The following is a 25,890-nucleotide window of genomic DNA, read 5'->3' as shown; positions in this document are numbered from 1 at the left end:
CACATGAGCAAGTCAACGACCTCCGGCATCGGGACCGCTCGCGTCAGTCGACGCGGGTTCCTGGCCGGCACGGGTTCCATTCTCGGGGTCTCGGCACTGGGAATCCCGGTCGTGGGGCCGGCGTCTTCGGCGTCGGCCGCGAACATCGGCGACGGGGCGACGGTCCCGGCACTCGTCATCGGCACCGGGTACGGCGGCGCCGTCGCGGCGCTGCGGCTCGCCCAGGCGGGCACCAACGTCGAGATGGTGGAAATGGGGATGTCCTGGGACACCCCCGGATCCGACGGGAAGATCTTCCCCAAGGTGACCTCGCCGGACCAGCGGGCGTACTGGCTGCGGACCAAGTCGAAGGCGCCGGTCAGCAACTTCTTCGGCTTCCCGATCGACTCGAGCATCGCCAAGTACACGGGAGTCCTCGACGCCGAGGAGTTCGCCGGCATCACCGTCTACCAGGGCCGGGGTATCGGCGGCGGATCGCTGGTGAACGGCGGGATGGCGGTCACGCCGAAGCAGTCCCGGTTCAGCTCGATCCTGCCCTCGGTCGACGCGGCCGAGATGTACAGCACCTACTACCCGCGGGCCAACGCCGCGCTCGGCGTCGGCAACATCGACCCGGCCTGGTTCGAGACCGCGAGCTGCTACCAGTACGCGCGCGTCGGCCGGAAGCACGCCGCGAGGTCGGGCTTCCCGTGGACGTTCGTCCCGACGACGTACGACTGGGACTACATGAAGGCCGAGCAGGCGAACACGGTGCCGCGCTCGGCGCTGGACGCTCAGGTGATGTACGGCAACGACTACGGCAAGAAGTCCCTGGTCAAGACCTACCTCGCCTCCGCGCTGGCCACCGGCCGGGTGAACGTGTCACCGCTGCACCGGGTGACGTCGGTGGCACCGGCTCCGGCCGGCGGCTACACCGTCACGATGGAGCAGCTCAACACGGTCGGCACGGTGGTGGCGACCAAGACCGTGACAGCGGCCAAGGTGTTCTTCGCCGCCGGCAGCGTCGGCACCAGCAAGCTCCTGGTGAAGCTGAAGTCCACCGGCGTGCTGCCGGGGCTCAACGGCGAGGTCGGCAAGGGCTGGGGCGACAACGGCAACGTGATGTGCGGCCGCGCCAACCACATGTGGGACCCGACCGGGAAGCTCCAGTCGACGATCCCCTGCTCCGGCATCGACAACTGGGACGCCGGCGGGGCGTTCGCCGAGGTGGCACCGCTGCCGACCGGGATCGAGACGTACGCATCGCTGTACCTCTCGATCACCAACACCACCCGCCGGGCGGAGTTCTCCTGGAACCCCGCGACCCAGAAGGTCGACCTCTCCTGGCAGACCGCCTGGAAGCAGGACTCGATCACCATGGCGAAGACGATCTTCGACAAGATCAACAGCAAGGAGGGGACGATCTACCGCACCGACCTGTTCGGCGCCTACAAGGTCTGGCAGGACGGCCTCACCTACCACCCGCTCGGCGGCGCCGTCATCAACAAGGCCACCGACAACTACGGCCGACTGCACGGCTACCAAGGGCTCTACGTCATCGACGGATCGCTGATCCCGGGCAACACCACGGTGAACCCGTTCGTGACGATCACGGCCTTGGCTGAGCGGAACATCGAGAAGATCATCGCCACCGATCTCTGAGTCCGAGGTCAACGAACGGCGAGGCCCGCACAGGTGCTGTGCGGGCCTCGTTGTCGCTCGAGGGGTGCTGGGAGGACTCGGACGTGCGATCCACAGTTCCGAAGAGCCCGGCAGCGCTCGGGTGCCTGGTTTGCGTACGACCGCAGGCTTGCGTTGGTTCGTCGAGTCCTGGCCTAGCCCAGTGGAACCGATCGTGGACTGCGGGCGTCTATAACGGTAATGGTGAGTTCCATCACATGGACGGGGCCGCGAACGGAGGCACGTTTTGAAGCGCATAGGTCTCATCACCGGACTGGCTCTGGTCGCCGTGGTGGCGCAGTTCCTGGCCGCTGGTTCGTCTCTTGCTCACCACCGGCCATGGCCAGACCGGATAGCCGAGGCAGACCATGGAACGCACACGTTCTGTTTCGATCCCGATTGGCCCTCGAACACAGCAGTGAGAGACCGGACTCGATACTCGATGGACGTCCTCATGACGTCGACGAACGTCACGACTGACGAACTCGGGACATGCACGACCTCGGTCGATGTTCGCGTGCAGCAACGTGACACCGGTGGTTCCCTAGGAGATACCTGGTGTGCCCGCTCCTGGGCGAACGGCCGTTGCGACCGGTTTCGGGTCCGCGTCGACACAGGCACGATCGCGGCCTACGCCACAAACGTGAACTTCGAGATCCGCCACACGATCTGTCACGAGATTGGTCACACGGTCGGACTTTGGCACTACGGCCACGGAGACCCCTACACGGTGTCAGCAGATTCCGGCGGCGGCAACAATTGCATGCGCAGCGGTGTATGGGACAGCGGAGCGTCCTGGACTCGCGTCTACGGCGTGCACGACATCGCGGCGATCAACAGCAACTGGTGAGGACAACAATCGTGAAAGAAATCGCGCTCGGGGCATTGACTGCCCTGCTCCTAACAGGATGCGGCCTAGGGTCCTCAACACCACAAGCGATCGACGGGAACGACATCGCGAATGCCGCCTACGCCGACGATGGGGTGTTCTACCGCATGGGGGGCGGCAACTTCCCGACTGAAACAACGCCCGCCGGGGTCGCCTCCCGCGAAGAGAACGTTGTCCTCGGGACCGTAGACGGATTCGAAGATGGCCAAACCGAGTCATTCACCTACAGCGACGGCACGACCGAAGTAGACAGATACGTCGTGATCAGGGTCAAGGTCCGTGAAGTACTCAAGGGCGACTCTGACAGCTTCAAGTCAGGCTATGCCTTCCTCACTCGTCCCCGCGGAGTTCAGACCTTGGACGCAAAGGGAGACCTGGTCACGGGAGGCGACGCCGCGATCCCCGTTGATGAATTCGGGAAGTCGATACCCACTGGCGCCAGAGTTCTTGCCATGGCTTCGCCATTCAGACCGAAAGCCGATCAACGCATTAAGGTCGAGAGCCCCAGGGCAGGGGTATCAGATCCCAGCGCTCCTATTCTGCTGGTCTACGACCCGCAGACGCTCCTTATGGACGGTGGCCCAGAAAGCGCCTTGCGGGGCTGGCAAGGTGATCAGAAGTTCACCTTCGACAGTGCCCTTGCTGATGTTAGGACGGCAGTAAGCGCCAAGTAGTAGGCCTGATCTCGCTCATGCTGTTGTGTGATTGCTACCGTGCGGCCTCGGGACGATCATGAACCCGAAGTCGCACAGTAGCTGTGTTGCCGTCATATGGGGCGGTTCTGGTTTCGCTCAAGCGCTCCGATATACGAATCAGCCCCTGACCCGTATTGCTGCAGGTCAGGGGCTGATTTCTACTTGTAGCGGGGGCAGGATTTGAACCTGCGACCTCTGGACGAGATCGGCCACTACGGATTGACTTGGAGGATCGCGGATCTCCTCGGGTTTACGCGGGAAGACCTTGCAGTCAACTTCGGAGTGTAGTGGAGTGACCTGGTATCGCGGCTGACTGTAAGTGGCTGGTTTCTGCCAGCGGGTTGAATCCTACTTCAGGCGCCATTGCAGCTCCTGGTCGCCGACGACCTTAGACTCAGCCGTCAATGGCTCCCGATTCAGAAGCAGGACGACCGTTCCAGGGGCGTGACGCAGGGATAGGTGACAACTGACTTCTGGTGTGAGCGCACTGGAGGAGAGGATGTCGCTATGCCTGCTCCCTATCCCCAAGAGTTCCGCGATGGCGTTGTCGCGGTTGCCCGTGGCCGTGGTCCCGGGGTGACGTTGAAGCAGATCGCCGAGGACTTCGGGATCAGTGAGGCGTCGTTGACGAACTGGCTCAAGGCCGCCGACGTCGAGGAAGGCAAACGTCCGGGCGTGACCAAGGACGAGTCCGAGGAGCTGCGGCAGTTGCGCCGTCGAGCCAAGTTGTTGGAGCAGGAGAACGAAGTGCTGCGCCGGGCTGCTGCCTATCTCTCGCAGGCGAACCTGAAGCTTGGTGGCTCTGCAAAATGATGTACCCGCTCGTGCGCGAGCTGGCCGGTGACGGTGTCCCCGTCGCGGTCGCGTGTCGGGTTCTCAAGCTCGCCCGCCAGCCCTACTACCGCTGGTGCGAGGACCCGGTGACTGATGCTGAGTGGACCCAAGCGCACCGGATCAACGCCCTGCGCGACGCTCACCGCGATGACCCGACCTTCGGCTACCGGTTCTTGGCTCACGAAGCGCTCAAGAGCGGCTGGCGGATGAGCAGGCGCACGGCCTGGTCGTTGTGCTCGGCCTCGGGGATTCTCTCGGCTGTGCAGCGCAGACGCCGCGGGAAGGGCAAGAAGGCCGGGCCACCGGTCTTCGACGATCACGTCCAGCGCATCTTCACCGCCAATGCTCCGAACCGGGTCTGGCTCACCGACATCACCGAGCACCCCACGAGCGAGGGCAAGCTCTACTGCTGCGCGATCAAGGACGTGTGCGGCAACCGGATCGTCGGCTACTCCATCAGCGACCGGATGACCGCCCAGCTCGCCGTCGATGCCCTGGACAACGCAGTTGTTCGTCGCCGGCTCGAGGGCCACGACGTCGCCGGCTGCATCCTGCACGCCGACCGAGGCAGCCAGTTCAGGTCACGGAAGATGGCCCACGCGTTGAACCGTCACGGCACGGTCGGCTCGATGGGCCGCGTCGGCGCAGCCGGCGACAACGCCGCGATGGAGAGCTTCTGGTCTCTGCTGCAGACCATCGTCCTCAACCAGCGCCGCTGGGCCACCCGCCAGGAGCTCCGCCTGGCGATCGTGGTCTGGATCGAACGCAAGTACCACCGCCAACGACCCCAGGACTCACTCGGCGGGTTGACCCCCGTCGAGTACGAGAACAAGATCACCGCTATCAAGGCCCCCGCGGCCTAAACCGAAACCGTCACCAGTTCCTGCATCACGCCCGATGGACTGAATCGAGGGGTCAGTCACTGGCAAACCGTGGCCAACTCGGCGAGCAGCCCGCGAGCTCCCGCATCCCCTGCGGTCGCTGGAACGACGCAAACCACGTCAGCTCCCGCGCGACGAAGCGCGTCTATACGTGAGTTCTGCACCGCAGCCGGTCCAATCGCGGCAACTGCGTCGAGCAGCGAACGGGGCACCGCGCGGGTTGCCTCACTCACCGACATCGCGGCTAGTGACCGCAAATCCCTCCCCGACCCGAGCTTTTCGTACATCGACCGATAGCGGGGCTGGCGCAAATAGATCGCAACGTTGCGCGCTATCTGACCTACCGAGTCGGGGTCGTCGCGCAAACTAGACATCATCCACACCACGACTTCCGGACATGGCCGGCCGACATTTGCAGCCGCTTCGGTGAGTTCCGAGCGGATCCTGGCGACTTCGCCCGGAGTGACCTGGTTGAGAACGGCACGATCCGCGACTTCTCCAGCCAGACGGACCATACTTGGGCCAAATGCTGCGAGAGCAACAGACGAGCGCATGGGGCCGCTGAGCCGAAAGCCACTCGTCCGGACGTGCGCACCGGCGAAGTCTGTGACCTCCCCGCTCAATATCTGTCGCAATGCCTGAATTAGCTCTCTCGTGCGCTCAGGCGCTTGGCCGTGCGGCCGGCCATGCCAGCCCGCGACAATGGAAGCAACGGAGGCCCCGAGCGCTAGGTCGACAGCTCGGCCGGAAACCTGCCCTAGCGTCGCGAGTCCGAGAGCAAGGTCTACGGGCGTCCGGACGCCAACCGGAACGGGCCCGACAGTCGCTGTCGTACGCTCTGCCAGACCGCTAATACACGCAGCCATCGCGGACATCGCGTCCCAAGTTCCCATCTCGCCGAGCCACATCTCGGCGAACGGATGCCGAGATACCGTCGCAGCAACCTCGAAGATCTCACCCGGAGACTGCCTCGGCCACAGCGGCAGGACGACCCCCACCCTGGGAACGTTCTGAGCGTCGCCTGTCCAAGGTTCAGTCATGGGGTTTGCTCCGTTGAGCGCGCTGGCACCTCATGGTTACAGACTGCGTGTCACACGCCACGATCCCAACCTCCGTTCGATTTGGCGAGCAAGGCATCCATCGGTCCCGCGTCAACAGGCGGCCGTCGTACCCGACCTTGTTTGCGACCGTGAACCGGGTCAGATCGCGTATACCCGCCCTGTCTCGAGCGTCTCAACGGAACGCACAAACGCTTGTCCGACTACCTGACCGTCGACCGTTGGGAACCCGGGGTAATAGTCCTGGTACCTCTCCTTCGACTCGGCAAGGAGTGTCGGACTCACGATGTTGATGCGGAAGCGTCCCTGCCCCTCGAGAGCGACCGATCGGACCCATGCTTCGAGCGCGCCGTTCACAGCACTCGCTACGGCGCTGCCCGCCACCGGCTCCCGGGAGAGAATCCCGCTAGTGAGTGTGACCGACCCGCTAGGCGCCAGGTAGGGGACTGCCGCCTGCGCGAGTTCCACCTGACCGAGCAGCTTGTTGCCGAGTCCGGTCATCCACGCACTACGGTCCAGCTCGTCCCACGCCCCGAACGGAGCCGAACCAGCGGTGCAGATGACCGCGTCAATCCCGCCCACCCTTTCCAACAGTCCAGTGACCGACCCTGGGGCGGTGAGGTCAACGGGATTGCTGGCCGATGCGCGATGGGCAGTCACCACGACGTGCCCGCGCGCTCGCAGAGCCGCCGTGGCCGCTGTGCCCACGTCACCCGCTCCTACGTGCAGAATCTTCAAGTTCCTACCTCCGTAGGTATCAGATCGTCCACGAATCGCTCGTTCCGAGAAGGTCACCGTCCGAAGATCTCGGGCGGCCACGCGTCTCATGTGAGGTATGTGATGGCAACATCGTCCGCGTACAGGTTGGTCGCGACGACGGTCCCGCCGCCCGATCGAATCGCTCCGAGCGCCTGGTTCAGGTCCCTCCTCGGCACCCTGATCACATGCCAGTTCATCTGCCGCTCCCTCCGAACCGTGCAACCAGCCTCCAAGTCGTGCGGCCAGTCACGACGTCTCCAACTCGATGATCGAACCCCGCATCGTCGCTCCGTCTCGGGACACACGTCGGGAGATGCTGAGAGAGACCAGGCCCACACCCGAAGCTGCCGCGACGAGCCCGACCGCTGCGGCAGTGCCAAGCGGCTCCACCAGCCCGCCAACCACGGCCGCCCCGAGACTCCCGCCCACGGCGAACATCAGGTTCGATGTTCCGAGTGCAACACCGCGGACCCGAGCGTCGACTGCGCCTGCGACTGCTGACGCCAGGGCAGGCGGGCCAAGGCTGATCGCGAGGATGATGAGGCAGAAGGCCGCGACGAGAAGGATCGGCGCCAAAGCGCCGGACGAATCGACCAGGTCACCCGCGACTGCTAGACCAAGTGCAAGTGTCGCGGTTGCGGCTGCGAGCAGAAGTGACCGATACGCCCCCAGCTCCACGAGCATCCTGCTGACCAAACGCGGCATGGTGAGTGCAACGAGGAAGCCCGGGAGAAGGAAGAGCCCAACCGTCCACGAGGGCCGACCTTGAGACGCCAACGCGGCGGGCACGGTGATGAGCAATGTGAACCACGCTGCAATCACCGGCGACGCGCCGAGGGCGCTGCGCCGGATCAATCGGTTTCGCACCACCAGAAGGGGAAGGAAGCCGTCGGGATGGCGACGGACATGCACGACGACGAAGGGCAGGCAGAGCAGTAGTAGCGCCACTCCGGCGCATGCAGCCATCAAGCCCGACGCTGCCGACTGAAGGATCAACACGGCACCAGCAGCAGCCACGCTCACCAGCACGGCGCCGACCACGTCGAACCGGGCGCCGGTTCCACGGAGGTTCAGCCACCTCCACAGCACGACGAACGCTGGCGCTCCGAGCAGCGGTAGCGCCATGACAGCGCGCCATCCGAGCAGCCCCCCAATCACGCCGCCGAGGACGGGCCCGAGCGCACCCAGAACGATCGCGATCGCGTGGGACCGAGCCAGTGCCCGCTGCCGCGCCTCCCCTTCAAACAGACCAGTGATCAAGGCAGGAATGAGCACGGGAAGAGCTGCCGCTCCCATGCTGTGCGCGATGCGTGCGACCAGGAGAAGGCCGAACGTCGGAGCCACGACAGCGCCGACGGATCCAGCTACGTACAGCACCATGCCGATCAGGAAAGGGATCCGTATCCCGAACAGGTCGGCAAGTCGGCCGTAGATCGCGGCGCCCACGGCGATGAGCAGCGCACATGACGTCACCATCCAAGCCGCGTCTCCGAAACCGACGTCGAAATGATGAGCGATCGTCGGCAGCACCAAAGGCACGCCGGTACTTCCCAGCGTGGTCATCCCGAGAAGAACACCGAGCATCACCGGGACCCGCACGATGTCCTGTGCACGGGTCGCATTCCGATTTGATGAAGCCCGAGCCCGGTCCGAGACAAGCCCGGACTCGTCCGGAACCTCGCCCTCGATCACCTGTCGACCTCGATGTGCTGGTTCGTCCGCCGGGTGTTCCTCCACGGGTTCTACCGCCTCGCCGCTCGAAGCTCAGTCAGGACGAGGCTGCGATCGACGCGAGCCTGGTCTGCCACCGTGGGACTACCAAACTCGAAGAGGTAGCCGCTCAGGGGAATCCACGAGATCAGCACGCTACGCAGTCGCGCACCGGCAGAGATTCGGCCTGTCAACGCATCGGGAGTTCCCTCAACCCTGGCCAGATCGTGAATCCCGGGCACGCCAGCAGGAAGGACAAGGCCCAGTTCGATGCATCTGTCGGCAATCGATCGCTCCCACGCGTTACCGGCCGCGTTCAAGACAGATCCCGCACTACCTATCAGGCCGAAGTCGAACGACTCTCGAGCCACCGGCCAAAGCAAGGTCAGAGCTTCCTGAACCGATTCCCGGATACCACGGTCCTCGTCAGCAGCTAGCCGTACGAACCAGCGCGACCAGAAGTCGCGTTGAAACATTGCCGTAGACAACCGGGCCGCACTGGTGACCCCTTCCAACCCCAGATCTTCGAGGGCGCACAACCTTGCGACGTGAGCCGTGGAGTAGAGGACCTGCTTGACGACGAGGCCCACCCATGTCCTGGGCAACCAGTCCGCCAGAGATGACGACGCGAACGCCGAGTCGGCCCTGCAGTAGATCGCAGCGTCAATCGCTTCACCCTGGGGGCCGACAGCGTTGGCGTAGAGGGCGCGAGAGCGGTCGAGCTCCGCATCCCCCATCAGCGACACCACGGAAACAACGGTTGGTTCGGGCGCGAGCCAAGCCGTCGACACGAGAACCTGACCAACAATCAGTTTTTCGTCCGCGAGGCGCAGGTACACGTCGTCCAGAACGACACCCGAATCGGAAGGCCGAGCATGCCAGCCTGCGGGAGAGGATCCAACCACTGCGCACCTCCGTCTGAAGATGGGATTCGGACAGCTGTCGACACATCGCGCGGGTCGACCAAGCGGTGACGACTCAGACGGCACCCCGCCGCAGAGCGCCCAGGACGGCGGCGAGCGATCCTCGACCACCCGCGAACAGTCCCTCGGCGATCAGCGCCCCGGCGTCAACGGCGGACGAGACCCACGGCGCAGGAGACCCCGTCCTCGTTTGGACGTCCCAAAGCGGGTGAGTGGCTCTCGATGAGCTCCTCGAGTCGAGAGCAAGTCGGCAGCCTTCTTCACGTGCCATGTCATGACTCCAGTGAGTCCAGCAGCAGGAAGGTGGGCCGTAGGGACCGAGTGTCAAGCGCGTCCGACATGGTGAAGCCACCGTCAGAACTGTGTCGAAGGATGTCCTTGACGACGTCACTTGGGTCACGCGATGCGATCGAGTAGAGCGCCGCATAGGGATACCCGTACGGGCCGGCCTGTTCATGACCCTTGTCGGCATGGTCGTTCGGCTCGCGGTCGAACGGGTCACGCAAGCGGTACCGAGTCGCCCCCGTCACGCCGTCAATCAGGTCGACAACCTCCGGCAGGTGCACGTCGTCGTACCACGTGTTGAACTCACCGTCCACGTCCGGGCTAACAGGCCGGGTCAGAACGAGAAGGAGTGCCTGAGTTGGCTCGTCAGGGTTGCCGTCCATGCTCATGCGCCAGTCCTTCACGACGCCGTCTTCTTCAGCGCGGCAACGAACGGTGGGTCGTTGTCGACCTTGCCGAGCGCCGAAGCGCCTCCCGGCAATCCGAGTCCGTCGAAGAACTCCGCGCTAGCTTCCGCGAAGTCGTTCCACTCCTGCGGGAGATCGTCTCCGTAATAGATCGCCTCCACTGGACAGACCGGCTCGCACGCGCCGCAGTCGACACACTCGTCCGGATGGATATAGAGCATCCGAGCGCCCTCGTAGATGCAGTCGACCGGACACTCGTCGATGCACGACTTGTCGAGCACGTCGACACAGGGCTGCGCAATCACGTATGTCACTTTGGCTCCTCACGGGCTACACACTGCGAATCGAACTTCTCGGATTCTAACGGTTGTTCGATTCAGAGCACAAGGCTTCGCGAGCATCTATGAGCTCAGGGCGGGCCCAGGACCACCTATGACGGCACCACATACACCCCTAGCGAGCGCTCGCGTCAGCGAGAAGTCGGCAACGAGCCCAAGCTCACCTCGAAGATCGGTGGCGCGCTTGACGCAGGAGGCGTCTAGCGTTGAGGAGCCGGCGCAAAGAGAAGGCGGCTGTCGACGATGCGACCCGTCCAAGCAACTGGACCCCCGGGCTCGCCGAAAGGCGCCCTTTCGGAGCTCTCCAGCACACAGGAGAACAGAGGGCCTTCAGACAGTTCAACGACCGCATTCACTGGCACGAAGGACGAATTTTCCTCGTCCGTGCGTTCGCCGCGGTACACCGCCACCAGACTGCCGGTTCCGCTGGCGACCTCCCAAACGAGGCCCTGGCTGCCACAGGCGGCGCACTGCCTGCTGGTGATTCCGTTCCAGGCCCTACAGGCCACACACCGGAGAAGCACGAACTCACCGAGCTCCGAGCGCACCAAGTGCGGGCCCGTGTGCGATTCGCCTTCCGGACCCATCGCTACGTCGTGTTCTTCCGCCACGACAGTGATTCTACGGGTGATCACAGCGACCAGTCGAACGCACTGGTGGCTCGGCCCTGCGGCCGCAGAACGGGCGCGTGCATTTGACGATTTCTAACGATAGTCTGATTTCGTCGATCCTGCTCGACAGAGACTCGAAGGAGCGCCTGGCATGCAGCAACCAGCACCGTCCGCAGCCGTACGCAATACGCTCAGTGACCCGACGCCTCGCCTGCTCCCCGGAACCGCCCGACGGACTACCTCATGCGATACCGCCGGTGTAGCGGGCCCCCTCGGATCAGTCACCATGACCGCGATCGGTCGAGACGCCATCGCTGACAGCGCAGGTTCCGTTCGAACCCGGTCGTGCGCACGCTGCGATCTGCGACTGGACGGCTGGCAGGGCGTGATCGAGCAGATCTCGGCCCAGCCCGCTCTCACCGAACTGGGGCACCTCGTCGGACATTCCACTGGACACGGATTTCGCAAGCGCCTCTCCGGGTCCCTTCCGACGGAGCCCACAGCAAGCGAAAGTCTGGCGATAGCCCTTCTGGACGACCTTCCCGGCGCCTCGATCGTTTCTTCCTATGTGCCGATCCGCGAGGCGATGACCGCACCATCGCTCGCCGGAGACCCCCCGCCAGACCCGTCAGCCTCGTACGCGAACGCATGCGCGGGCTGGCAGGAGGGCGGAACGATGCTGACCCTGATCGCAAGAACCGGTCGGGCGTCCGCGATCGTGGGCCCGCCGGCAACGCCACTCCGTTCGCCCGACGAACACGGTTGGCACGAGCTTCCTCCGCTACCGCCTAACGGCATGCGCCGGGTCAGGCGCCTTGACGTGATCCCCGAGGACCAGGGCAGCCGGATCGACAGCCACTTTCGCGACACCCATCGAGACGATCAGGGGATCGAGACCGTGCTCCACGAGTACAGCCTCCACGCCCGACTCGACCGCGGAGGCAGGATCAAGCAGATCGTCGCCGTGCCGCACGTTCTTCCGCTGCCCGAGTGCCCGGCGGTCGTCTCGGGAGTCTCAAGGTTGGTCGGTCAGCACATTGCGGACGTTGCCTCCGCCGTCCGACAGGACTTTCGCCCCTCGACGTCCTGCACACATCTCAACGACATGCTCCGGCAGCTGGCCGCGGTGCCGTGGCTAGGTTCCTACCAGGCAACATCGGGCTGAGCGGAGAGGGTGAGCGCCGAGCTTGTGCTCGAACGCTCAGCGCGGGCGGGGAGCAGATCTCAACCCGCCCGCGCAAAGTGCAAGCGAGGAGGTCAGTCGGCCACCAGAGCGGCGTACTTGACGCGCTCGGCATCGAGGTCCATCAACTCTGCGATCGCGACGTGCTCCATCTCGCCCCAGAGCTCCTGGGGAACGAGCCACATGATCTCGACGTCGAGACCGTCCGGGTCGACGCCGTAGACGCTCTTGTTCGTGCCGTGGTCCATCACGCTGATGAGACAGCCGGCCTTCTCGAATCGAGCGCGGTACTCCTCGAGCTCGTCCAGGGATCCTGCTTGCCACGCCACGTGGTGAAGGCCGACGCGACCACCGCCGTAGCTGGCACGGCGCTTCTCCGCACCGTCAGGGTCGTCCTTCACCGAAAAGAGCGCCAGGTCGTGGTGGTTCTCGGAGCCCGGCGCTCGGAGGAAGGCGTACCGGTTCTTGGGCGATTCGATGATCAGGGAGAAGTCGAGCACGTCTCGATAGAAGTTCACCGTGGCTTCGACATCACCCACGTTCAGGACCACGTGGTTCAACGTCTGGATAGGCATCCCAACACCCCTTTGCCGCTGGCTAAACGTCAGCGCTCGGTCTGAAATCTAACAGTCGTTAGACTATGTGGCCGAAGGGAGGACGTCAACCATTACCTGGCGCCGAGTTGCTCGAGCGCAGCTCCCGCATGCGCCCGAACTCAGCCGCGAAGCCGGCCGCCAGAACTCGCGTGTCCATGGCACACGTGACCATGCGGAAGCCCATCTCGACGTACTCGTTAGCGCGTGCCGACTCATAGGCATGGATTCCCGCGATCAGATCGTTCCTGCCACACAGGTCGACAATGTGCACGAGAGCATCCGTGACCGCCTGCTCCGACGGGTCCACGGGGTTTGCCCCAAGGCCGAGCGCGAGATCGGCAGGTCCGACGTAGATCCCGGCCAGGCCCGGTGTTGCACAGATGCTCTCGGCGTTGGCGAGACCATCAGCGGTCTCGATCATCGCGATGCACAGTGCATGCTCTTCAAGGTCAGAGACTGAGTTTCCGAACAACTGTCCCGCTCTGGTCGGCCCGTAGCTTCGAACACCCTCAGGCGCGTATCGGCACGCTGCTACAGCGGCAGCAGCCTCGGCCCGGGTGTTTACGCCAGGCACGATGACGGCCTCAGCGCCCATGTCCAGCGCTCGGCCGATGCCGGCAGCCTCGAGGTTCGCCACTCGGATCACCGGTGTCGCATCGAACCTCGACGCCGTCTGCAACATCGAGATCGCGGCGCCCATGTCCACCACGCCATGTTGGAGGTCGATGCAGAAGTAGTCCGGATCAGCGGCGCATGCGAACTCGACGATGCTCGATGAGGGCAACGAGCACCATGCGCCGAAGGCCACCCCGGAGCGTGCCCGTTCCCGAAGCCTCACGCTGGGCGTCACCGACGTCGCCTTAGGTGAAGTTGCGAATGAGATTGGTGACGACGCACGCCGGCTTCGGAGCGCCCGGCACGGACAGCGTTATCCGCACCGCAACCTGTACGCCTCCGGTCACATCGGAGACCTCGTCAATCTGCGCCTCTGCGCGGATGACCTGACCCGCAAGCACTGGAGACGGGAACCGCACCCGATCCAGTCCGTAGTTGACGGTGAGGCGGAATCCCGAGAACTGAACGATCTGAGGCAGCAGGTACGGGATCATCGACAGCGACAGGTATCCGTGTGCCACCGGACCACCAAACGGGCTCTCACGCTCCGCGCGCTCCACGTCCACGTGGATCCACTGGTGGTCCCTGGTGACGTCCGCGAACGCGTCGATCATCTCCTGAGTGATGGTCAGGTCGTCGCTCGTGCCCAGGACCTCGCCGATAGGGAGGGCTCGAATGCCCGCAAGACCGTCCACGACCAACGGCTCCCGCGCAGCACTCTCCGCGAAGCTGGTGGATCCGGTCATCAGATTCGTCCTAGTTCGGTGTCGAAACTCGCGTCCCGCGTCTTGAGCGCCTCTCGAATGCCCTTGTCGTGGACAGTCCGGAAGAAGAGTGCGTCCTCCGGCGTCAGCTCGCCGTTCGATCCGCGTTCCTTGGTCATCTCGATGTCGACCACGCCCATCGCTTCGTACTGACGGTGGATGCCGACCTTCGCAGCGCGCATCCCCTCAGGTGGCACCTGGGCGAGGTCACATGCCCAGCGGTCCAGCTCGGCACGGAGTTTCCCAGTGGGCAGCACCCGCTGCACGAAGTGGAGCGAGTGGGCGGTTTCCGCGTCGAACCAACCGCCCATCATCAGCAGCTTCTTGAACACCCGGATGGGAAAGTGGAACGCGAGCGGCTCACCATTCGGCCAACCGGTGCCGATTCGTGAATGCTCGTAGCTGAATCGGGTGCCCTCTTCTGCGAGTACGAAGTCGCAGTAGGTCAGGAAGTGCAGACCTTCAGGTCCGACAAATCCGTGGACCCCTGCGATCAGCGGCTTCGGGAAGTACCACGCCCGCGGGAGCCCCGGGAGGCGCTTCCGCGCTTCCGGGGTGAAGCTTCCCGTCGTCACGTACTCGGCGGCGACCGCCTTCAGATCGGCACCGGACGTGAAGACCGGGCCGTTGGCACTGACCGAGACGACCCGAACGGAGTCGTCATCGGTAGCCACCTCCAGCAGCCGGTCCATCTCGGTGTTGAGCCGATGGCTCCATGCATTCCGCGTCGACGGGTTGTCCAGCACGACGTGGACGACGTGTTCTTCCTGGGTGACCGAGAGCAGCTCCCAGTCATCGATATCAGCCACGCGCATGTCAGTTGCCCTTCCTCAGCGGAGTCCACGTCGACCTGCATTGGTCCGTCATCGGCTGGCCGCATCCCGTCCTGCAAGGAGTCCGAACGTGAGGCCGAGGGTGATCGTTCCTCCGGCGCCGCCGTAGAACCCGTGGGTTGGCGCACCAGCCGCGTTGCCGGCTGCGTACAACCCGGGGATCACCGCACCGCTCTCGTCGAGCACCCGCCCTCGGCCGTCAGTCCTCGGGCCGCCGATGGTTCCGATCGAGCTGGCCTCCACCGGCACCGCGTAGAACGGCCCGGTGTCGATGGGGCCGAGCGTGCCCGTGCGTGGGTTGTCCAGGCACGGACGCATGATCGTGGCAAGCGCCGGCACGACGACCGATCGCAAGCGGTCGGGGCGGCGCGCTCTTGCGGTCCGGGCGAGCACGGGCCCCACGAACGGTCCGAGTGCTGTAGCGACCACTCGACGGGCTTTTGCGGTCCCACGGGGAGCGACCGCATCCGGTGAGTAGCGGCCGAGCCGCGGGTGGTGGTCACCGAAGAAGCGCTCGTAGATCGTTGCTCCCCGGTTGAACCAGGGGTCCCGGCCAAGAGCGGCGGCCGGGTTGAACTCCTCGATCGTGCCCGTCAAGCCTCCTGGGTCGATCCCACACTGCTCTGCCAGTCCTTCGAGCGTGTCGGAACGACGCACGAATGCAGGGAGCTCGCACCCGGGCTGCTCGCCGAAGAACCCGTAGTGAGTGCGATAGAAGTCGTCAAAGATCATCCACACCGAGGCGTTGGGCATGGCGCCGGTCACCGGGTCCACCTCACGCATGATTCGTCCGAGGTGGTTGTAGGGGGCTGCCTCGTTGGCGAACCGCTCGCCTCGCGAGTTCACCATGATCGTGTGAGGCAGTGCTCGCTCACCCTGGACGAGGCGGCTGATCGGACGACCGTCCAAAGTCTCGCCCGGGATCTGCATCGCAGGCATCCACCAGGTCTCGCTCATCGAGCTCATCTTGGCTCCGGCGGATTGAGCCATCCGCACACCCTCGCCCTGGTGACCTGCTGGGGTGACCTGCGCCGTGAACGGCGCTCCCAGGTACTTGCTGGTGAGTTCCTCGGATCCCTCGAAACCGCCGCTCGCGAGAACCACACCCTTGCGTGCCGTCACGAGACGTTGCGCCCCTTCGACCTCGACAAAGATCCCGGTGACACCGTGGGGATCTGTGGCGATCCCCACCGCCCGAGTCTCGGTCCTGATAGTGACGCCTACGCGGAGCGAGGCCTCGAGGAACGCACCGATCATCGCGTAGCCGGCGATCCAGGTGCCCTTCATCCGGCCCAGCGGCCACAGCGGAAGTGGGCTCTTCGACTGACCGGACTTCTTCGGAGGACGCACGATTGCCGCATGCTCGCCGAGGACCTCGGGAGGAAACGGTCCCGGGAAAAGAGACCGACAATGCGTTGCTCCCGGAATGTCGGAGTGGTAATCGGGCCAGATTCCGGGGATCCAGCTCAGGTAGGTGTGCTCCTCGACAAAGCGGGCCATCTTCGGAGCATTTTCGATGAAAGCGTCGACCACCTCCGGGTCGAGAACCTGGTCACGACCTTCCCCCAGGATGTACTCGCGCGCCATGCTCGCGCTGTCATGAGCTTTCAGGTGCTTGGTCGCGATCCCGTGATTCGGTACCCACGTTGCGCCACCGGAGATCGCGGTCGTGCCGCCGACGAGGTGCTCGGACTCGACCAGGAGTACCTCAGCGCCCTCAAGCGCGGCCGCAAGCGCAGACATCATGCCGCCCGCGCCGGATCCGACGACCACGACGTCAACCTCGATCGGCAGACCGAACTCGGCAGCAGTTCCTACCGTTCCAGGTGCACCTTCGTTGACTGTGTTCACGATCTCTCCTTCGGATTTCTGCCCTGGATCAGGGATCTCGCTCTTGCGGTCAGTCGTCTACCGGGCACGTCGCGAGTCGACATGTCCGCCTTCACGTCATTGAGCGACGACAACGGGCGATGGCACGTTTTCGAGCGCACTTGACCATTCGGTGCGCTCGGCGATCAGCTTGCGCTGCCCGTGAACGACCTTGGGCGGGAGGCCCATGGCCAGCACACCGGTCACGCGGTCACCGCGTCTGTAGAGAGCGAGGAAGCGGTGGCCCTCGAACTGCCCGTCCACGACGGCGACCTCGTCGTGACCGCGCAGGTTCCCGTACGCCTGGATCTTCAGGTCGTACTGATCGGACCAGAAGTACGGCACAGGACAGAACGGATCCGCCGCTGCCTCACGCATGATTCGTCGCGCGACTGCCATCCCTTGCTCAGCAGCGTGGGTCCTGTGCTCAACGCGAATGTGTTCGCCGAAGAGCGGGTTGTACGCCCGGGCGACGTCGCCCGACGCGTACACGTTCTCGGCCACTTCCATGTACTCGTCGCAGACGAGTCCGTTGTCGATGTGAAGCCCGCTCGTCGCCAACCACTCGACGTTGGGATCCGACCCCACGGCCACGACGACGTCGTCCGCGGGAAGCTCGGTACCGTCGCTCAGCACGACACCGGTGACATGACTACCGTTGGCGACGAACTCGCGCACCGCGACACCAGTGCGAACATCGACTCCACGCTCACGGTGCAAGTCCGCGATGGATTCCCCGACGCGCTCGCCCAAAGCCGGTGCGAGCGGCGCGGGCGCTGGCTCGACGAGCGTGACCGCCGACCCGAGCCCACGAGCCACCGCCGCGATCTCAGCACCCAGGAATCCACCACCGACGACCACGAGCTTTCGGCAGCTCTTGAGCCGATGCGACAGCGTCAGAGAGTCTTCGAGCGTGCGCATCGTGTGAATGCCAACGAGTGCGGGCTGCCCCGGCAGACGGCGTGGACGGACGCCTGTTGCGATGACGAGCCGTTCGTACCCGAGGCGCTGGCCGTCGGACAGGAACACCTCTCCGGCTTCGGCGTCCAGGCCCGCGGCAGCGGCGCCCAACACGAAGTCGGCACTCAAGGCTTCGAGGTCAGCGGATCGGCGAAGCGCAACCCGCTCCTTGTCCCATTCCCCACTCAGGAGCTGCTTCGAGAGCGGCGGCCTGTCGTACGGAGGGTGCACCTCGTCCCCCACCAGGGTGAGTCGGCCGGCGAAGCCCTCGCGACGAAGTGTCTCTGCGACCGCGAGCCCACTCGCGGACGCACCGACAATCAGGACCCGCCCATCGAAGCCGCTCATTAGTCCTCGATCACGAAGATCGCAGCAGCAGGACACACCGCGGCGGACTCCTCGACAACGCCGCGCTGGCCCTCAGCGGGATTCTCGTCGAGGACGATGACAATGCCGTCGTCGTCCTGGTCGAAGACATCCGGCGCGATCATCACGCACTGCCCCGACGTCACACACTTGGGGGCATCAACTTCAATTCGCATCATGGTCTCCTAGGTTCTTCGTCACCAGGTGACGGGCATGTCGTACAGCCCGTAGATCAAGGCGTCGTGCTTGTAGGGCAGGTCCCGGAAATCGCCACTCAACGCCAGGGTCGGCACTCGCTTGAAGAGCGTCGACCAAACGACCTGAAGCTCGACACGAGCCAGCGGCTGCCCGAGGCACTGGTGAACGCCGAACCCAAAGGCAACGTGCTTGCGCGCGTCGCGCGTGATGTCCAGCGCGTCCGGGTTCTCGAACTCGGCCGGATCCCGGTTCGCAATGTCGGCTGCGCAGATGATGCCCTCGCCGGCACGGATGACCACGCCGCCGATCTCGATGTCTTCGGCGGCGACACGCCGGCGACCGAGGTGCGGAATGGTGAGCCAGCGAAGGAGTTCCTCGACCGTCTTCGACACGACCGCGGGGTCGTCGGTTTCGCGGACCAGAGCGAGCTGATCAGGGTGCTGGAGGAGTGCGAGAGTACCGAGCCCGATCATGTTGGCCGTGGTCTCGTGTCCTGCAGCTAGCAGAAGGATGCTCAGCTCGACAGCGTCCTGATCGGTCAGCTCGTCGTTGTCGACGCGCTCTGTCACGAGCTCCGACAGCAGGTCCTGTTGCGGGCTCTTCCTCTTGGCCTGGATCAGCTGGCCGAGATAGTCGCGCAGGGCATCGATCGCCGCGACGACCTTCTCGGGAGCTGCGTCCCGCTCGGCCAGCACCGCCGACTGGTCCTGGAAGAACTTGTGATCCTGGTAGGGAACCCCCAACAGCTCACTGATCACCAGCGAGGGCAGGGGCAGAGCAAGGGCCTCGATAAAGTCAGCCGGCTTCGGACCGGCGAGCATCTCGTCGATGAGCTCATTCGTCATGGCCTGAATCTGGGGCCGGAGCGCCTCGACGCGCTTCACCATAAACGGCCGGGTGACCATCTTGCGCATCCGCGGGTGCTCCGGGGCATCCATGTTCACGAACGTGTGATTGGACTGGAACCGGGCCTTGCCTGCGGCGTTGAAGTGTGGAAATCCGTCACCGAGCGCGTTCGAACTGACCCTGGCGTCACTAAGGAGGGTTCGGACGTCCTCGAAACGAGTCACGAGCCACGGGGAACTACCATCCCAGAGTCGGACTCGAGTCAACGGCTGCTCGTCCTGGATCCGCTTCAGCGCAGGCGGCGGATCGAAGGGGCAGGTCTGCTCCTTGGCCATGGGGAAGTCCACGAGGCCGTGGGGATTCTCGTCGAAGCTCGTCAGTGTGTCTGCCATGTCGCTACTCCCGTACTTCCAAGTCTTCGCGTCGTATCTAACACCTGTTAGATAATGCGATGTGACCACGCTAACACGCGCAACACGCCCAGGACCAGGGTCATTCGCACGCAAACTCGTTTCGGAACCCGGTCATTGACCCCGAGCTCGCCACTAGCTACGTTTGATGTTCTAACAGTTGTTAGTGAATGGGACGGTGGTCCCAGTGCCAACCTAGAGGAGCGTATCGATGAGCCATGAGGCGTCCGCGGCCGGCCGAGTAGCACTCGTGACCGGGGGTGCGTCGGGTATCGGTCGAGCAACCGCCGTCCGGTTCGCGGCAGCCGGGGCGCGGGTGGTGATCGCCGACCTTCAGGAAGACCTCGGCAACGCGGTAGTCGCGGAGATCTTGGCGGCCGGAGGCGAGGCTGCGTTCGTGCGCGCGGATCTCACGCGGGAGGAAGACACAGACGGAATGGTCGACTTCTGCGTGACCCAGTATGGCGCCCTCAACTGGGCGTTCAACGCAGCTGGGATCACCGGTACGCCTGCCCCGTTTCACGAAACATCCCTCGAGACCTGGCGCCGCCTGATCGATGTGGACCTGACGAGCGTGTTCCTGTCCATGCGGGCCGAGCTGCGTCACATGGTGCACAACGGTGGCGGCGCGATCGTCAACGCATCGTCGATCGCCGGCCTGTCACCGACACCGAACCTGGCCTCCTACAACGCTGCCAAGCACGGCGTGCTGGGTTTGACGAAGAGTGGCGCCAAGGAGTACTCGGGACGCGTCCGGGTCAACGCTGTACTCCCCGGGGCGACGGACACTCCGATGATCCGGAAGTACATGGACGACAATCCTGCGATCCAGGGAGAGATGCGGGCAGAGCCCGGCACGGGTCACTTCGCAGATCCCGACGACATCGCAGCGGCCGTGGTGTGGCTCTGCTCCGACGAATCCCGGCACGTGTCCGGCGTCTCGATGGCAGTCGACGGCGGCCTGTTGCTCCACTGACACTCCTGCTCACTCGCGAGAACCTCGAAGAGGAACGATGAAACTTTCCACCGCCCTGAACTACGCCGGGGATCCCAAGGAAGCGGCCGTTGAGGCGAGCCAGCTCGAGGGTGCTGGGATCGACATGATCTGGGTCGCCGAGCCCTACGGATTCGACGCTGTCTCGATCCTTGGGTTCCTCGCAGCGCACACCCAACACGCGGAACTCGCGTCCGGGATCCTTCCGATCTTCTCCCGCACGCCGACCCTCACGGCGATGACCGCGGCGGGTCTCGACATGGTTTCATCCGGTCGCTTCGCGCTCGGGCTTGGCACGTCGGGCCCGCAGGTCATCGAAGGCTGGCACGGGGTGCCTTACGACCGACCGCTCCGACGGACCCGAGAGGTCATCGACATCTGCCGACTGGTCTGGAAGCGGGAGCCGCTGCGGTACGACGGCCAGGCCTACACCCTCCCGCTACCTGCCGATCAGGGCACCGGACTCGGGAAGCCGCTCAAGATGATCCATCCGCCGCTACGGGAGCAGATCCCGATCTATCTCGCGGCACTGGGGCCGAAGAACGTGCAGATGGCTGCCGAGCTCGCTGACGGATGGTTCCCGGCGTTCTTCTATCCCGAGAAGGCGGACATCTGGTGCGAGGACCTGGATGCGGGGTTCGAGCATCGAGACTCGTCCTTGGGTCCGCTGGAGATCGTTTCGGGCGGCACCACCGCGATCTGCGGTCGCGATGAGGCGGAGGCGATCATCAACGCCGAGCGGCCGCGCATCGCGCTCTACATCGGGGGCATGGGCCCACGCGACAAGAACTTCTACAACAACGTCTTCCGCCGGCTCGGCTACGAGGAGGAGGCCGACCAGATCCAGGAGCTGTTCCTTGCCGGGAAGCGGAAGGAAGCCGAGGCCGCAGTTCCCGAGAGCTTCTTGAGGGCCACCACCCTGGTCGGGGATGCGTCCTACGTGCGCGAACGCGTTCAAGCCTTCCAGGAGGCTGGTGTCACCCGCCTGAACATCACGCCGGCGACGCCCGAGCCGCTCAAGCTGATCAGCACGCTCAAGTCCTGGGTCAGCTGAACACGCCCCGCCGTCGGCCAGCTGCAGGGTGCGAACTCCTGCGGCTGGCCGTGAGCCGGCTGAAATGTGTTGGCTCCGTCCGCTCGCCGCTCGGTCTGCGCGGTCCGGCTTCTCAGTTAGCGACCCGGTTCGGAAAGACCGAACTCGAAGCTCCCGTCGTCCTGCGCCTGGTAGACCTCCACACCACCGACAACATGCGGCTCGTCCAGCTCGACCGCAACCGTCGTCTTGTTCCAGGCGTTTCGCATCACGTCCAGCACGATCTCAACAGCCTGGGCCGGCTCGAACTTCGCCCGTACGGCGTCGAGAACTTCATCCGGGACCCGGGCCGGGGTCCAGATGATGGCGTCCACCAGTGCAAGGGCAGCCTTCTGCGCAGGATCCAGGCGATCGTCGGCGAGGTCGTCAACTGAGTCGAAGTCGGACTCAGTCGCTCCGGCAGTCAACGCGTCCAAGGATCGCAGGGACTTGCACAATCTGCAGTTGTGGGCCCGAGCGCCGCGGAGGCGGATCATCTCGGAGAGGATTGGGTCGAGCGACTTCAGGTTGTACACGCGGCGCACGAACTCGTAGGCAAGTGTCGTCGCATCCTCAGTCTCGACCTCCTCGACGCTGAGCCAGCCGTCGCCGGACGGCGCGAACAGTCGATCCAGCACAGCGCGAACTCGGGGCACGAAGTCGCCGACGTAGGTCATCGCCACGACTCCCCCTCGTGCCTGCGCCGGCTCTTGTTCGAGCGCAGACCAGAGGTCGGAGCGTAGTTCGTCGTCCACGCTCGAGACGTCCACGCTGAACTGCTCGGCGAACCTGAGGAGAACCAGGTCTTCGGCCTCGGATGCGGACGAAAGGCCTTCGGGTTGAGGCACGCCGCTAGCAGGATCCGGGAGCGGGGTCAGGTCCTGGGCTTCGGCGCACGCTCGACGAACAATGGCGACTCTCGCCGACGGAGCGACGATCGCCCCCACGAGATGATCGAGCTGCTCCGCGACCGTAGGCGCATGGCGCTGCAACGCAGCCGCTCCCGTCAGCCCGTCGTTCCACTCCATGCTGAACCTCCAACTACGTGGACTGCCACGCGCTCAACAAGGGCGCGCGGCCCTGGCGATGTGCGCCGGCCTATCCGACCAACCAGCTGTCCTTGCCCAAGAGCACGTCCTGAAGCCGTTCGGAAGACATCGCCTGTCCGGAGATCTGCGCCCTCACCTCGTCGTCGTACGTCGGGCGAACCACATCACGGAAGATGCCCACCGGAGTTACCTCGGGGAAGGTCTCGTCGAGACGAGCGAGTGCATAGGAGTAGCCGGCTCGCTCGTGGTCGGGCTGGTGCACGACGACGTCATCCGGCGCAACGTTCGAAGCGTCGGCGATCGTGAGGCCGCCTGGACCATCGCCGACCACTGCGTATTTGCGTTCGTCGGCGCCGAAGGTCATCGGTTGACCGGCCCCGAGCCGGAGCAGTCGCCCGGCCGATGCGTGCTTGTCCTTCAGGGCGTCGAACGCGCCGTCGTTGAAGATCGGGCAGTTCTGGTAGATCTCGACGAACGCGGACCCGCGGTGACGCGCCGCGGCCGAAAGCACCTCAGTAAGGCCCGCCTTGTCAGAGTCGAGCGCTCGCCCAACGAACGTGGCGTCCGCTCCCAGAGCCAACGCCAGCGGGTTGAACGGATGGTCGACCGATCCTGCTGGGCTGGACTTGGTCCGCTTGCCGACCTCGCTCGTCGGTGAGTATTGGCCCTTGGTCAAACCATAGATCCGGTTGTTGAACAGGAGAACCTTCACGTTCACGTTTCGACGGAGCAGGTGGATCAGGTGATTGCCACCGATCGACAGGGAGTCGCCGTCACCAGTGATGACCCAGACCGAGAGATCGGGTCGTTCGACGGCAAGACCGGTAGCGATGGCTGTCGCGCGGCCGTGAATCGAATGGAAGCCGTAGGTGTCCATGTAGTACGGGAACCGCGAGGAGCATCCGATGCCGCTGACGAAGACGATGTTCTCTCGTCGCAGGCCGAGCGTCGGCAGGAACGACTGCATGGTGTTGAGCACCACGTAGTCACCACAGCCCGGGCACCAGCGCACTTCCTGGTCCGACTTGAAGTCCGCAGGGGTGGACGGTTGATCCGTTGTGGGGACTCCGTCCAGACCCGATACGGTCGGGATCCCAAGGTCGTAGGCGGTCATGCCTGCTCCTGACTCGCGCTGAACTCGATGATGTACTTCTCGATCTCCTCGGCGAGGAACGGCTGGCCCGTTACCTTGCTCAGCGTCTCGATGCTCGACAACGTGCGCGCCCGGAGAATCTTGGCTAGCTGACCCAGGTTCATCTCCGCCACGACCACGTGGGAGTACGCACCGACGATGGCGTCCAGATTTCGCGGGAGCGGGTTGAGGTGACGCAGATGAGCACGAGCGACCTGGACGCCTTGCGTGCGCGCCCTGCGGACGCCGGCGCCGATCGGGCCGAAGGTCGAGCCCCATCCGAGAATGAGGATCTCGGCCTGGCCCGAGGGGTCGTCGACCTCCAGGTCAGGTACCAGAACCCCGTCCACCTTTGCCTGCCGCAGCCTGACCATGGTGTCGTGGTTGGTCGGGTCGTAGGAGATCTCGCCGGTGTCCGCTGACTTCTCGAGTCCGCCGATCCGGTGCTCCAGGCCCGCCGTTCCGGGGATAGCCCAATCACGCGCGAGCGTCTCGGGATCCCGGACGTAGGGCCAGTGTTTACCCGATCCGTCCAGGGCATTGGGTGCGGCGGCCAGGTTCACCTCGATGGACGGGAGGTCAGCGACCGACGGCACACGCCAAGGTTCCGAGCCGTTGGCCACCGCGCCGTCGGAAAGGATGATCACGGGAGTCCGGTACCGGAGGGCGATGGTCGCGGCCTCGATCGCGATGTCGAAGCAGTCGGCGGGCGAGGACGGCGCGAGGACCGGGACCGGCGATTCGCCATTCCGGCCGTGGATGGCCATCAAGAGATCCGCCTGCTCGGTCTTCGTCGGGAGCCCCGTCGACGGGCCGCCGCGCTGCACGTCCACGACGACGAGGGGCAGCTCGGTCATCACACCCAATCCGATGGCCTCGGCCTTCAGCGCCATTCCGGGCCCCGAGGTTGCGGTGACCCCGAGCGCCCCGCCGTACGAAGCGCCTAGCGCCGTGCACACACCAGCGATCTCGTCCTCAACCTGGAGCGTGACCACCCCAAGGTCCTTGAGCAGCGAAAGGTTGTGGAGGATGTCGCTCGCAGGCGTGATCGGGTACGCGCCTAGGACGACGCTTCGCTGCGACAGGTAGCCGGCGGTCGCCAGACCGTATGCGAGCGCCGCATTGCCGTTCACCTGCCGATACTGGCCGGTCGGCAGAGTTGCCGGACCGACGGCCAGCTCCGCAGCGATGCTCTCGGTGGTTTCGCCGTAGTTCCACCCGGTGTGCAGCGCGAGCACGTTCGCATCGGCGATGTCCGGCTTCGATGCGAACTTCGATCGCAGAAACTTCTCGGTCGACTCGATGGGCCTGGAGTACATCCACGAAAGGAGACCGAGCGCGAAGAGATTCCGACACCGGTCGGCATCCTTCTTGCTCAAGCCCGTGTCCGCCAGAGCCGCGCGGGTGATCGTCGTCATGGCGACGGAGTGGACGACGTACGACTCCAGCGAGCCGTCGGTGAGCGGGTTGTCGTCGTACCCGACCTTGGCGAGGTTCCGGGTAGTGAACTCGTCGCTGTTCGCGACGATGGTCGATCCCTTCTCCACGTCCCCCAGGTTGGCCATCAGCGCTGCCGGGTTCATCGCGACGAGAACGTCCGGGCGATCGCCTGGCGTCAGGATGTCGTAGTCGGCGAAGTGAATCTGGAACGACGAGACGCCCGGAACGGTGCCCTGGGGGGCACGGATCTCCGCTGGAAAGTTCGGCAGGGTCGCCAGGTCGTTCCCGAACGCAGCCGATTGGGCGCTGAAGCGATCGCCGACCAGTTGCATCCCATCGCCGGAGTCGCCAGCGAATCGGATCACGACCCGACTGGTGTGCCCCTCGGGCTTGGTGGTGGTCACTCGCGTTCCTTTCATTCGTTCCAGCGGCGCGGACGGCGCGGCGGGGGCGGTTCCCACGCGGAACCACCCCCGCCGGCCATTCGGGCGTGAGCCCTCACGGGCCCAATGGA

24 protein-coding genes are annotated in these 25,890 nt (G+C 64.6%); 7 read left to right on the top strand and 17 right to left on the bottom strand.

Annotated elements, in window-relative coordinates:
- The first annotated feature begins 3 nt into the window (after positions 1-3).
- From EFK50_RS14430 to EFK50_RS14415, 4 genes are all read left to right on the top strand, one after another.
- Entirely contained in the window at positions 4-1,641 is a 1,638-nt protein-coding gene (locus tag EFK50_RS14430) for a GMC oxidoreductase (protein WP_123228211.1), read from the top strand.
- 472 nt (positions 1,642-2,113) lie between these two features.
- A complete protein-coding gene (locus EFK50_RS14425; protein ID WP_183407839.1) occupies positions 2,114-2,509 on the top strand; it encodes a M57 family metalloprotease in 396 nt (131 codons plus the stop codon).
- A gap of 11 nt (positions 2,510-2,520) precedes the next feature.
- Positions 2,521-3,222 carry a hypothetical protein gene (locus EFK50_RS14420; protein ID WP_148046186.1) on the top strand — a complete coding sequence of 234 codons (702 nt, stop codon included), beginning with the start codon at positions 2,521-2,523 and terminating at the stop codon, positions 3,220-3,222.
- A 528-nt stretch (positions 3,223-3,750) separates the two neighbouring features.
- A protein-coding gene (locus EFK50_RS14415) for an IS3 family transposase (RefSeq protein WP_425454385.1) occupies positions 3,751-4,940 on the top strand; the annotation gives its coding sequence in 2 pieces (ribosomal slippage) (positions 3,751-4,014 and positions 4,017-4,940; 1,188 coding nt in all).
- 56 nt (positions 4,941-4,996) lie between these two features.
- Here the strand turns inward: EFK50_RS14415 and EFK50_RS22995 are convergent.
- The 6 genes from EFK50_RS22995 to fdxA all read right to left on the bottom strand — a co-directional run bounded on the left by EFK50_RS22995 (position 4,997) and on the right by fdxA (position 10,414).
- Entirely contained in the window at positions 4,997-5,998 is a 1,002-nt protein-coding gene (locus EFK50_RS22995; RefSeq protein WP_123228208.1) for an LLM class F420-dependent oxidoreductase, read from the bottom strand.
- A gap of 159 nt (positions 5,999-6,157) precedes the next feature.
- On the bottom strand, positions 6,158-6,844 hold the full coding sequence (locus EFK50_RS14405; protein ID WP_246004160.1) for a short chain dehydrogenase: 687 nt from the start codon (positions 6,842-6,844) through the stop codon (positions 6,158-6,160).
- 177 nt (positions 6,845-7,021) lie between these two features.
- On the bottom strand, positions 7,022-8,467 hold the full coding sequence (locus EFK50_RS14400; protein WP_148046185.1) for an MFS transporter: 1,446 nt from the start codon (positions 8,465-8,467) through the stop codon (positions 7,022-7,024).
- A 50-nt stretch (positions 8,468-8,517) separates the two neighbouring features.
- Positions 8,518-9,324 carry a Phenylacetic acid catabolic protein gene (locus EFK50_RS14395; protein WP_183407838.1) on the bottom strand — a complete coding sequence of 269 codons (807 nt, stop codon included), beginning with the start codon at positions 9,322-9,324 and terminating at the stop codon, positions 8,518-8,520.
- A gap of 356 nt (positions 9,325-9,680) precedes the next feature.
- Positions 9,681-10,082: a hypothetical protein gene (locus tag EFK50_RS14390; protein WP_148046184.1), complete on the bottom strand. Its 402-nt coding sequence runs from the start codon at positions 10,080-10,082 to the stop codon at positions 9,681-9,683.
- 11 nt (positions 10,083-10,093) lie between these two features.
- Positions 10,094-10,414 (bottom strand): ferredoxin, encoded by a 321-nt coding sequence (gene fdxA / locus EFK50_RS14385; RefSeq protein ID WP_123228203.1) that lies wholly within the window; start codon positions 10,412-10,414, stop codon positions 10,094-10,096.
- A gap of 921 nt (positions 10,415-11,335) precedes the next feature.
- Here fdxA and EFK50_RS14380 point away from each other — a divergent pair.
- A complete protein-coding gene (locus tag EFK50_RS14380; protein WP_183407837.1) occupies positions 11,336-12,214 on the top strand; it encodes a DUF2889 domain-containing protein in 879 nt (292 codons plus the stop codon).
- Positions 12,215-12,306: 92 nt separating this feature from the next.
- On the opposite strand, the gene EFK50_RS14375 is transcribed toward EFK50_RS14380, so the two are convergent.
- The 8 genes from EFK50_RS14375 to EFK50_RS14340 all read right to left on the bottom strand — a co-directional run bounded on the left by EFK50_RS14375 (position 12,307) and on the right by EFK50_RS14340 (position 19,671).
- Entirely contained in the window at positions 12,307-12,807 is a 501-nt protein-coding gene (locus EFK50_RS14375) for a VOC family protein (protein ID WP_221177398.1), read from the bottom strand.
- An 85-nt stretch (positions 12,808-12,892) separates the two neighbouring features.
- Positions 12,893-13,678 (bottom strand): HpcH/HpaI aldolase family protein, encoded by a 786-nt coding sequence (locus EFK50_RS14370; RefSeq protein ID WP_183407836.1) that lies wholly within the window; start codon positions 13,676-13,678, stop codon positions 12,893-12,895.
- 10 nt (positions 13,679-13,688) lie between these two features.
- Positions 13,689-14,189 carry a MaoC family dehydratase gene (locus EFK50_RS14365; protein ID WP_123228200.1) on the bottom strand — a complete coding sequence of 167 codons (501 nt, stop codon included), beginning with the start codon at positions 14,187-14,189 and terminating at the stop codon, positions 13,689-13,691.
- Complete coding sequence (locus EFK50_RS14360; RefSeq protein WP_123228199.1) at positions 14,189-15,022, bottom strand: enoyl-CoA hydratase/isomerase family protein; 834 nt, start codon at positions 15,020-15,022, stop codon at positions 14,189-14,191. Before EFK50_RS14360 ends, EFK50_RS14365 begins: the two co-directional genes overlap by 1 nt.
- A 48-nt stretch (positions 15,023-15,070) precedes the next feature.
- Positions 15,071-16,891: an FAD-dependent oxidoreductase gene (locus EFK50_RS14355; protein ID WP_221177397.1), complete on the bottom strand. Its 1,821-nt coding sequence runs from the start codon at positions 16,889-16,891 to the stop codon at positions 15,071-15,073.
- Positions 16,892-16,987: 96 nt separating this feature from the next.
- A complete protein-coding gene (locus EFK50_RS14350; RefSeq protein ID WP_183407835.1) occupies positions 16,988-18,217 on the bottom strand; it encodes an NAD(P)/FAD-dependent oxidoreductase in 1,230 nt (409 codons plus the stop codon).
- A complete protein-coding gene (locus EFK50_RS14345; RefSeq protein WP_123228677.1) occupies positions 18,217-18,411 on the bottom strand; it encodes a ferredoxin in 195 nt (64 codons plus the stop codon). The genes EFK50_RS14350 and EFK50_RS14345 overlap by 1 nt, the downstream gene beginning before the upstream one ends.
- Positions 18,412-18,432: 21 nt before the next feature.
- Positions 18,433-19,671, bottom strand: a complete 1,239-nt coding sequence (locus tag EFK50_RS14340) for a cytochrome P450 (protein ID WP_123228197.1) — start codon at positions 19,669-19,671, stop codon at positions 18,433-18,435.
- A 229-nt stretch (positions 19,672-19,900) separates the two neighbouring features.
- Between EFK50_RS14340 and EFK50_RS14335 the strand changes: the two genes are divergently transcribed.
- Together EFK50_RS14335 and EFK50_RS14330 are read left to right on the top strand one after the other, a co-directional pair.
- Complete coding sequence (locus EFK50_RS14335) at positions 19,901-20,665, top strand: SDR family NAD(P)-dependent oxidoreductase (RefSeq protein ID WP_123228196.1); 765 nt, start codon at positions 19,901-19,903, stop codon at positions 20,663-20,665.
- A gap of 37 nt (positions 20,666-20,702) precedes the next feature.
- Positions 20,703-21,737, top strand: a complete 1,035-nt coding sequence (locus tag EFK50_RS14330; RefSeq protein ID WP_123228195.1) for an LLM class F420-dependent oxidoreductase — start codon at positions 20,703-20,705, stop codon at positions 21,735-21,737.
- A gap of 116 nt (positions 21,738-21,853) precedes the next feature.
- On the opposite strand, the gene EFK50_RS14325 is transcribed toward EFK50_RS14330, so the two are convergent.
- The 3 genes from EFK50_RS14325 to EFK50_RS14315 form a co-directional block, all read right to left on the bottom strand.
- Positions 21,854-22,783: a carboxymuconolactone decarboxylase family protein gene (locus tag EFK50_RS14325; RefSeq protein WP_123228194.1), complete on the bottom strand. Its 930-nt coding sequence runs from the start codon at positions 22,781-22,783 to the stop codon at positions 21,854-21,856.
- A gap of 70 nt (positions 22,784-22,853) precedes the next feature.
- Positions 22,854-23,918 carry a 2-oxoacid:ferredoxin oxidoreductase subunit beta gene (locus EFK50_RS14320; RefSeq protein WP_123228193.1) on the bottom strand — a complete coding sequence of 355 codons (1,065 nt, stop codon included), beginning with the start codon at positions 23,916-23,918 and terminating at the stop codon, positions 22,854-22,856.
- Entirely contained in the window at positions 23,915-25,795 is a 1,881-nt protein-coding gene (locus tag EFK50_RS14315) for a 2-oxoacid:acceptor oxidoreductase subunit alpha (RefSeq protein WP_123228192.1), read from the bottom strand. Before EFK50_RS14315 ends, EFK50_RS14320 begins: the two co-directional genes overlap by 4 nt.
- Between the last annotated feature and the right edge of the window lie 95 nt (positions 25,796-25,890).

The sequence above is a fragment of the Nocardioides marmoriginsengisoli genome, from assembly GCF_003725695.1.
GTDB lineage: Bacteria > Actinomycetota > Actinomycetes > Propionibacteriales > Nocardioidaceae > Marmoricola > Marmoricola marmoriginsengisoli.
Note: the sequence above shows the minus strand (reverse complement) of the source record. Positions and strands in the feature narration are given on the sequence as shown.

Excerpts from the sequence above, each read along its gene's own strand:
- EFK50_RS14430 (WP_123228211.1), top strand. The coding sequence starts at position 4 with ATGAGCAAGTCAACGACCTCCGGCATCGGGACCGCTCGCGTCAGTCGA.
- EFK50_RS14425 (WP_183407839.1), top strand. The coding sequence starts at position 2,114 with ATGACGTCGACGAACGTCACGACTGACGAACTCGGGACATGCACGACC.
- EFK50_RS22995 (WP_123228208.1), bottom strand. The coding sequence starts at position 5,998 with ATGACTGAACCTTGGACAGGCGACGCTCAGAACGTTCCCAGGGTGGGG.
- EFK50_RS14405 (WP_246004160.1), bottom strand. The coding sequence starts at position 6,844 with ATGAGACGCGTGGCCGCCCGAGATCTTCGGACGGTGACCTTCTCGGAA.
- EFK50_RS14390 (WP_148046184.1), bottom strand. The coding sequence starts at position 10,082 with ATGAGCATGGACGGCAACCCTGACGAGCCAACTCAGGCACTCCTTCTC.
- EFK50_RS14380 (WP_183407837.1), top strand. The coding sequence starts at position 11,336 with ATGACCGCGATCGGTCGAGACGCCATCGCTGACAGCGCAGGTTCCGTT.
- EFK50_RS14375 (WP_221177398.1), bottom strand. The coding sequence starts at position 12,807 with ATGCCTATCCAGACGTTGAACCACGTGGTCCTGAACGTGGGTGATGTC.
- EFK50_RS14365 (WP_123228200.1), bottom strand. The coding sequence starts at position 14,189 with ATGACCGGATCCACCAGCTTCGCGGAGAGTGCTGCGCGGGAGCCGTTG.
- EFK50_RS14360 (WP_123228199.1), bottom strand. The coding sequence starts at position 15,022 with ATGCGCGTGGCTGATATCGATGACTGGGAGCTGCTCTCGGTCACCCAG.
- EFK50_RS14350 (WP_183407835.1), bottom strand. The coding sequence starts at position 18,217 with ATGAGCGGCTTCGATGGGCGGGTCCTGATTGTCGGTGCGTCCGCGAGT.
- EFK50_RS14345 (WP_123228677.1), bottom strand. The coding sequence starts at position 18,411 with ATGCGAATTGAAGTTGATGCCCCCAAGTGTGTGACGTCGGGGCAGTGC.
- EFK50_RS14340 (WP_123228197.1), bottom strand. The coding sequence starts at position 19,671 with ATGGCAGACACACTGACGAGCTTCGACGAGAATCCCCACGGCCTCGTG.
- EFK50_RS14335 (WP_123228196.1), top strand. The coding sequence starts at position 19,901 with ATGAGCCATGAGGCGTCCGCGGCCGGCCGAGTAGCACTCGTGACCGGG.
- EFK50_RS14330 (WP_123228195.1), top strand. The coding sequence starts at position 20,703 with ATGAAACTTTCCACCGCCCTGAACTACGCCGGGGATCCCAAGGAAGCG.
- EFK50_RS14325 (WP_123228194.1), bottom strand. The coding sequence starts at position 22,783 with ATGGAGTGGAACGACGGGCTGACGGGAGCGGCTGCGTTGCAGCGCCAT.
- EFK50_RS14320 (WP_123228193.1), bottom strand. The coding sequence starts at position 23,918 with ATGACCGCCTACGACCTTGGGATCCCGACCGTATCGGGTCTGGACGGA.
- EFK50_RS14315 (WP_123228192.1), bottom strand. The coding sequence starts at position 25,795 with ATGAAAGGAACGCGAGTGACCACCACCAAGCCCGAGGGGCACACCAGT.